The sequence below is a fragment of the Sphingopyxis sp. genome (assembly GCF_035250425.1).
Classification (GTDB): Bacteria; Pseudomonadota; Alphaproteobacteria; order Sphingomonadales; family Sphingomonadaceae; genus Sphingopyxis.
Genome location: NZ_DATFFD010000124.1, coordinates 1 through 5,728, shown reverse-complemented (window position 1 = coordinate 5,728; position 5,728 = coordinate 1). Strand labels below are relative to the sequence as shown.

General features: G+C 67.6%; 6 protein-coding genes and 2 pseudogenes. 3 read left to right on the top strand and 5 right to left on the bottom strand.

All coding sequences use genetic code 11. The features are described 5' to 3' along the window. From VJ811_RS07130 to VJ811_RS07120, 3 genes and pseudogenes are all read left to right on the top strand, one after another. Nucleotides 1-257: pseudogene (locus tag VJ811_RS07130) on the top strand (penicillin-binding protein); the annotation flags it as partial. Nucleotides 258-342: 85 nt separating this feature from the next. Next, nucleotides 343-1,470 (top strand): peptide chain release factor 2, encoded by a 1,128-nt coding sequence (gene prfB, locus VJ811_RS07125; protein ID WP_324071561.1) that lies wholly within the window; start codon nt 343-345, stop codon nt 1,468-1,470. Further along, nucleotides 1,470-2,189 (top strand): class I SAM-dependent methyltransferase, encoded by a 720-nt coding sequence (locus VJ811_RS07120; protein WP_324071560.1) that lies wholly within the window; start codon nt 1,470-1,472, stop codon nt 2,187-2,189. Before prfB ends, VJ811_RS07120 begins: the two co-directional genes overlap by 1 nt. 171 nt (nt 2,190-2,360) lie before the next feature. On the opposite strand, the gene VJ811_RS07115 is transcribed toward VJ811_RS07120, so the two are convergent. From VJ811_RS07115 to VJ811_RS07095, 5 genes and pseudogenes are all read right to left on the bottom strand, one after another. Next, on the bottom strand, nt 2,361-2,735 hold the full coding sequence (locus VJ811_RS07115; protein WP_324071559.1) for a DsrE family protein: 375 nt from the start codon (nt 2,733-2,735) through the stop codon (nt 2,361-2,363). Next, nucleotides 2,714-3,463, bottom strand: coding sequence for a HesA/MoeB/ThiF family protein (locus tag VJ811_RS07110; protein ID WP_324071558.1), 750 nt, complete (start codon nt 3,461-3,463; stop codon nt 2,714-2,716). Before VJ811_RS07110 ends, VJ811_RS07115 begins: the two co-directional genes overlap by 22 nt. Nucleotides 3,464-3,466: 3 nt before the next feature. Then, nucleotides 3,467-4,015, bottom strand: a complete 549-nt coding sequence (gene dut / locus VJ811_RS07105) for a dUTP diphosphatase (protein WP_324071557.1) — start codon at nt 4,013-4,015, stop codon at nt 3,467-3,469. Then, a complete protein-coding gene (locus VJ811_RS07100) occupies nt 3,984-5,345 on the bottom strand; it encodes a bifunctional phosphopantothenoylcysteine decarboxylase/phosphopantothenate synthase (protein WP_324071556.1) in 1,362 nt (453 codons plus the stop codon). The genes dut and VJ811_RS07100 overlap by 32 nt, the downstream gene beginning before the upstream one ends. A 109-nt stretch (nt 5,346-5,454) precedes the next feature. Further along, nucleotides 5,455-5,728 (bottom strand): annotated as a pseudogene (locus tag VJ811_RS07095) (hypothetical protein); the annotation flags it as partial.

The window sequence follows — 5,728 nt, the reverse complement described above, 5'->3', positions numbered from 1 at the left end:
CCGCGCCCAAGGGCGTTCGCATGGTGCGGATCGATCGCCAGTCGGGGCGCCGCGTCTATGGCAGCTGGCCGGGCACCGATCCCAAAGCCTCGATCATCTGGGAAGCGTTCAAGCCCGAAAGCGAACCGCGCCGGACGATCCGCGAAGAGGAAATCAAGCCGGCAAAGGCCCCGCGGCGTCAGGACGCGCCTGTCCAGCAGGGGAACGGCCGCCGCAGCGACAGCGAGTTTCTGGAGGATCGCGGCGGCATCATCTGACGCCGGTGCGCTTCTTTCCGGGCGTCCTTTCCTTGGCGCGTCCAAGGCCCTAAGGGCGAGACCAACATATTTCAGGAGCAAGGACATGCGCGCCGAAGCGCAGGATCATATCGACAAGATTGGCGCCGCGCTGGCGCTGCTGCGGCGTTTCCTCGACTGGGACCGCGCGGTGCGGCGGCTCGACGAGCTGAACGCGAAGGTTGAGGATCCGACGCTGTGGAACGACGCCAAGGCGGCGCAAGAGGTCATGCGCGAACGCCGCCGGCTCGACGAGGCGATCACCGCGACGCGCGCGATCGAAAGTGAATGCGCCGACACCGCCGAGTTGATCGAGCTTGCCGAGATGGAAGGCGACGAGGCGATGGTCGACGAGGCCGTGGCTTCGCTTGGTGTCCTCGCCGCGCGCGCCGAAGAGGACAAGATCAGGGCTCTGCTCGCGGGTGAGGCCGACGCCAACGACGCCTATATCGAAGTCCATGCGGGCGCGGGCGGCACTGAAAGCCAGGATTGGGCCGAAATGCTCCAGCGCATGTATATGCGCTGGGCCGAAAAGCGCGGGCTGAAGGTCGAGCTGGTTGAATATCAGGCGGGCGAACAGGCGGGCATCAAATCGGCGACGATGCTGGTGAAGGGCGAAAACGCCTATGGCTATGCCAAGACCGAAAGCGGCGTCCACCGGCTCGTCCGCATCTCGCCCTATGACAGTTCGGCACGCCGCCACACCAGCTTTTCGAGCGTCTGGGTCTATCCTGTGATCGACGACAATATCGATATCGAGATCAACGAAGGCGACCTCAAGATCGACACCTATCGCGCCTCGGGCGCGGGCGGCCAGCACGTCAACACGACCGATTCGGCGGTGCGCATCACGCACATTCCGACCGGGATCGTCGTCGCCAGCCAGAACGACCGTTCGCAGCACAAGAACCGTGCGACCGCGATGGGGATGCTGAAGGCGCGGATGTACGAAGCCGAATTGCAGAAGCGCGAGGCGGCGGCGTCGGGCGAATATCAGGCGAAGACCGAGATCGGCTGGGGCCACCAGATCCGCTCCTATGTCCTCCAGCCGTACCAGCTGGTGAAGGACCTGCGCACCGGCGTGACCTCGACCGCACCCGGCGACGTGCTCGACGGCGCGCTCGACCCCTTCATGGCCGCGGCGCTGTCGCAGAAGGTGACGGGCGAGAAGGTCGAAGTGGAAGATATCGACTGATGAAACGCGCAGCCGCCGTCCTGCTGGCGCTCCTGCCGTTGCTGAACGGCTGCGACGCGCCGTGGGACGATGGCAGCGACCGCACCGAAACCGCGCGCGAATTCCCGCCCGCCGACCGGCCGGTCGCGCCGACCGTCTCGACCAAATGGTCGACCGAGGAAGCGCGCGACCGCGTCAACGAGGCCGAGGATGTCATGAACTCGGCCGATGTTCGCCCCGGCATGACCGTCGCCGACATCGGCGCGGGCGACGGCTATTATACGGTGCGCTTGGCGCAGCGCGTCGGCGCGGGCGGCCGCGTCCTCGCGCAGGACATTATGCCCGAGGTGATCGAGCGGCTCGCCGACCGCGTCGCGCGCGAGCGGCTCGACAATATCTCGCTGAAACTCGGCGCGGTCGACGATCCGCGCCTGCCCGCCGCCAGCTTCGACCGCGTCTTCATGGTCCATATGTATCACGAGATCGGCGAGCCTTACGCGTTCCTGTGGCGGCTGCGCCCGGCGCTGCGCAAGGGCGGGCAGGTGCTCGTCGTCGACGGCGACCGCCCGATCGCGCAGCATGGCACGCCCTTCCGCCTGCTCGTCTGCGAGTTCGAGGCGGTGGGTTACAAGCTCGTCTCCTACGACGACAAGCAGCACGCCGGGGGCTATCTCGCGCGCTTCGAGCCCGAGGGCAGGCGCCCCGACCCCGATGCGATCAAGGTCTGCGATAATCCCTGAAAACGCGTCGCCCCCGCGAAGGCGAGGGCCGCTGTCGGTTCCGCAACGCCGCCGAGCAAGGCAGTTAGAGCCTGATGTCTTTAGGTTGTTTCATATTTCCGTTCGACACGAACGGATCGAACTGATCTCATCAAACTCTAGCGGCCCCCGCCTTCGCGGGGGCAACGGGAGTCAATAAACGATCAGCCGGTCCTCGGCGCCAACCTCGGCGAGAAAGCTGACCAGCCCTGCCGCACGCACATGCGGCACCAGTTCGGTCGCCGCGATGCCGACGAGCGCCAGGCCCGACTGGCAGACGAAAAGGGCGATCTCCATCGCGATCGCTTCTTCGACGAGCCGGGCGAGATCGGGCTGCCCCGCGGCGCGGCGCGCCTCGTCGCCCGAAAAGGACAGCGGATCGCGGAGCAGCGCCGCGGCCTCGCCCTGCAGGAAGATGCGCACCGGCCGGCCGAGCGCCGCCGCCGCCATCCCCGCTTCGAGCGCGGCATAGAGCCGCCGCCCCTCGGCGACCGCGACGATGATGTTCAGGCTCGGCAGACCGGACATTGCGGATCCTTCGGCACGCCGACCTCGCGCCAGCGGCGATCGAGCATATCGACGATCGCGAGCCGGCCGGTCAAGGACGACCCGAGGCCGGTGAGCGCGCGCACCGTCTCCAGCGCCGCCATCGTGCCGATCATCCCCGCAAGCGCGCCCATCACGCCGGTTTCAGCGCAATTAATGCCCTCACGGTCGGGATCGGAGCCGACGAGGCAGGCATAGCAGGCGCACGCCGCGCGCCAGCCTTCGTAGAGCGCGACCTGTCCCTCGAACGCGCCGATCGCGGCGCTGAGCAGCGGAATGTGGAGCGCGACGGCGGCGCGGTTCACGGCGAGCCGCGTGTCGAAATTGTCGCAGCCGTCGAGGATCAGGCTCGCGCCCGCCAGCAACGCTTCGGCGTTGCCGGCATCGAGTCGTTCGGCGACCGCGACCGCCTCGACATGCGGGTTGATCCGCCGGGCCGCTTCGGCGGCGACCTCGGCCTTGCGCGCGCCGGTATCGGCGTCGGTGAACAAGGGTTGGCGCTGGAGGTTGCTGAGTTCGACGACGTCATGGTCGATGATCGTCAGCTTGCCGACGCCCGCCGCCGCCAGATAGGTGATCGCCGGACAGCCGATCCCTCCCGCGCCGATCACCGCGACATGCGCGCCTTTCAGCTTCGCCTGTCCCGCGCCGCCAAAGGCCGGCAGGATGATCTGTCGGGCATAGCGGTCGAGTTCGGCGTCGCTGAGCACCGGTCAGCGCAGCTTGATGCCCGACAGCGAGGCGAGGCCGGCGGTGTGCGCGGTTTCGTCGACCGCATCGCTCTCGACCCCCGTCGATCCGAAACCGCCCGCGCCGCGCGCCGTCGTGTCGAGCGTCTCGACCTCGGCAAAGGCCGCGCGCTGGACGGGGGCGGGGACGATCTGCGCGATGCGATCGCCGCGCTTGATCTCGAACGCCTCGTCGCCGAGGTTCGCAAGGATCACCTTCACTTCGCCGCGATAGTCGCTGTCGATCGTCCCCGGCGTGTTGAGGCAGGTGACGCCATGCTTGAGCGCGAGCCCCGAGCGCGGGCGCACTTGCACTTCGTAACCGGCCGGGATCGCCATCGCGAAGCCGGTCGCGACCGCGTGGCGCGCGCCGGGGCGCAGCGTCAGCGTCTCGGCCGCGACGACGTCCATTCCCGCCGCGCCATCGCTGGCATAGGCGGGCAGGGGCAGGCCGCCGCCGTTGGGCAGCCGCTGGATGGCGATCTCAATCTCGTTCCCAGAGTTATTTTGGGGGTGCGCGCGTGTCGAGTTCATCGGCGATCTTTTCCATCAATTTGCGGGCGACGGCTTGCTTGGGAAGCCGGTCCCAGCTGTCTACCCCGGCTTTGCTAACGATATGCACCCGGTTGCTCTCGCCGCCCATCGGGTCGGCCGAGACGTCGTTGGCGACGATCCAGTCGCAACCCTTGCGGGCGAGCTTGGCCTCGGCATGCGCGATCACGTCGTTGGTTTCGGCAGCAAAGCCGATCAGCAACTTGGGGCGTTCGGGCGATTTGGCGAGTCCGGCGAGGATGTCGGGATTTTCGGCGAGCGCGAGCGGCGGAACCTGTCCGCTGCCGTCCTTCTTGATCTTTTGCGGCGCGGCGTCGGCGGCGCGCCAGTCGGCGACCGCGGCGACCATGATCGCGGCATCGACGGGCAAGCCCTCCTGTACTTCGGCCGCCATCTCGACCGCGGTTTCGACGTCGACGCGGATCACGCCGGGCGGGGTCGGCAGCGGCACGGGCCCCGCGATCAGCAGCACCTCGGCGCCCGCTTCGGCGGCGGCGGCGGCGATCGCAAAGCCCTGCTTCCCGCTCGAGCGGTTGGCGATATAGCGCACCGGGTCGATCGGCTCGTGCGTTGGTCCCGCGGTGATCAGGATACGGCGGCCATAGAGCGGGCGGTGGTTTTCCGAGGCAAAATCTGGCTGACCGTCCAAGTCCCCCTCCCGCTGGCGGGAGGGGCTAGGGGAGAGCGTGTCTGGCGAGAGGGCAGAGTCGTATAATGGTAAGACTGACGACGAAACAGTCCCTCCCCCGACCCCTCCCGCAAGCGGGAGGGGAGAAGAAAGCGCCGCATCGATCGCTTCCTTGATCGCGGCGGGTTCGGGCAACCGCCCCGGGCCATATTCGCCGCACGCCATCTCGCCCTCGTCGGGCTCCATCACCGTCACTCCGTCGCCGCGCAGCGTGGCGACATTGCGCCGCGTCGCGACGTGCAGCCACATCCGCACATTCATCGCGGGCGCGGCGAGCACGGGCTTGTCGGTCGCGAGCAGAAGCGTGGTCGCCAGATCGTCGGCGATGCCGGCGGCCATCTTGGCGAGCAAATCGGCGGTCGCGGGCGCGACGACGACCAGGTCGGCCTCGCGGCTGAGCTGGATATGCCCCATCTCGACCTCGTCCTTGAGGTCGAAGAGATTGGTATAGACCTTGTTTTCGCTGAGTGCGGCGAGCGTCAGCGGCGTGACGAACTGCTCGCCCGCGCGCGTGACGACACAGCGCACGATATAGCCCGCCTTGCGCAGCAGGCGGACAAGCTCGATCGATTTATAGGCGGCGATACCGCCGCCGATGATCAGGAGGATGCGCGGCGAGGGCATCAGCGGTGGCTGGCCTGCCCCGGGCGGGCGGCGATCGACTGGGTTTGATTCATCGCCGTCTCCTTCGCACATCAGTTATGCGCTTCCTCGCTTCAGTTCAAGCGGACGCCTAAATGGCCGCAGCGGGAATCACTCGCATCGGGCGGCGCACCGATCGCACCAATGCGGTCAGCGCGGCGGGTGCAAGGGCAAGGCCGACGAACAATGTCGGCGTGACGAGCATCGCCCAATAGAAATTGGCGGGCCGCGCAAAGAGCATCAGCAGCGCCGCATAGCCAAGCTGGATCAGCAGCACGGCAAGCCCGAGCCGCGAGCGCCACGCCGCCCAGCCGAGCAGCGACAGCGGCACGAGCAGCGCCCCGACCCATCCCGCGAAGAAGCGC

What these genes read in the sequence shown, in the direction of transcription:
- dut (WP_324071557.1), bottom strand. Translation starts at nt 4,015, where the DNA reads ATGAACTCGACACGCGCGCACCCCCAAAATAACTCTGGGAACGAGATT.
- VJ811_RS07120 (WP_324071560.1), top strand. Translation starts at nt 1,470, where the DNA reads ATGAAACGCGCAGCCGCCGTCCTGCTGGCGCTCCTGCCGTTGCTGAAC.
- VJ811_RS07115 (WP_324071559.1), bottom strand. Translation starts at nt 2,735, where the DNA reads ATGTCCGGTCTGCCGAGCCTGAACATCATCGTCGCGGTCGCCGAGGGG.
- VJ811_RS07100 (WP_324071556.1), bottom strand. Translation starts at nt 5,345, where the DNA reads ATGCCCTCGCCGCGCATCCTCCTGATCATCGGCGGCGGTATCGCCGCC.
- prfB (WP_324071561.1), top strand. Translation starts at nt 343, where the DNA reads ATGCGCGCCGAAGCGCAGGATCATATCGACAAGATTGGCGCCGCGCTG.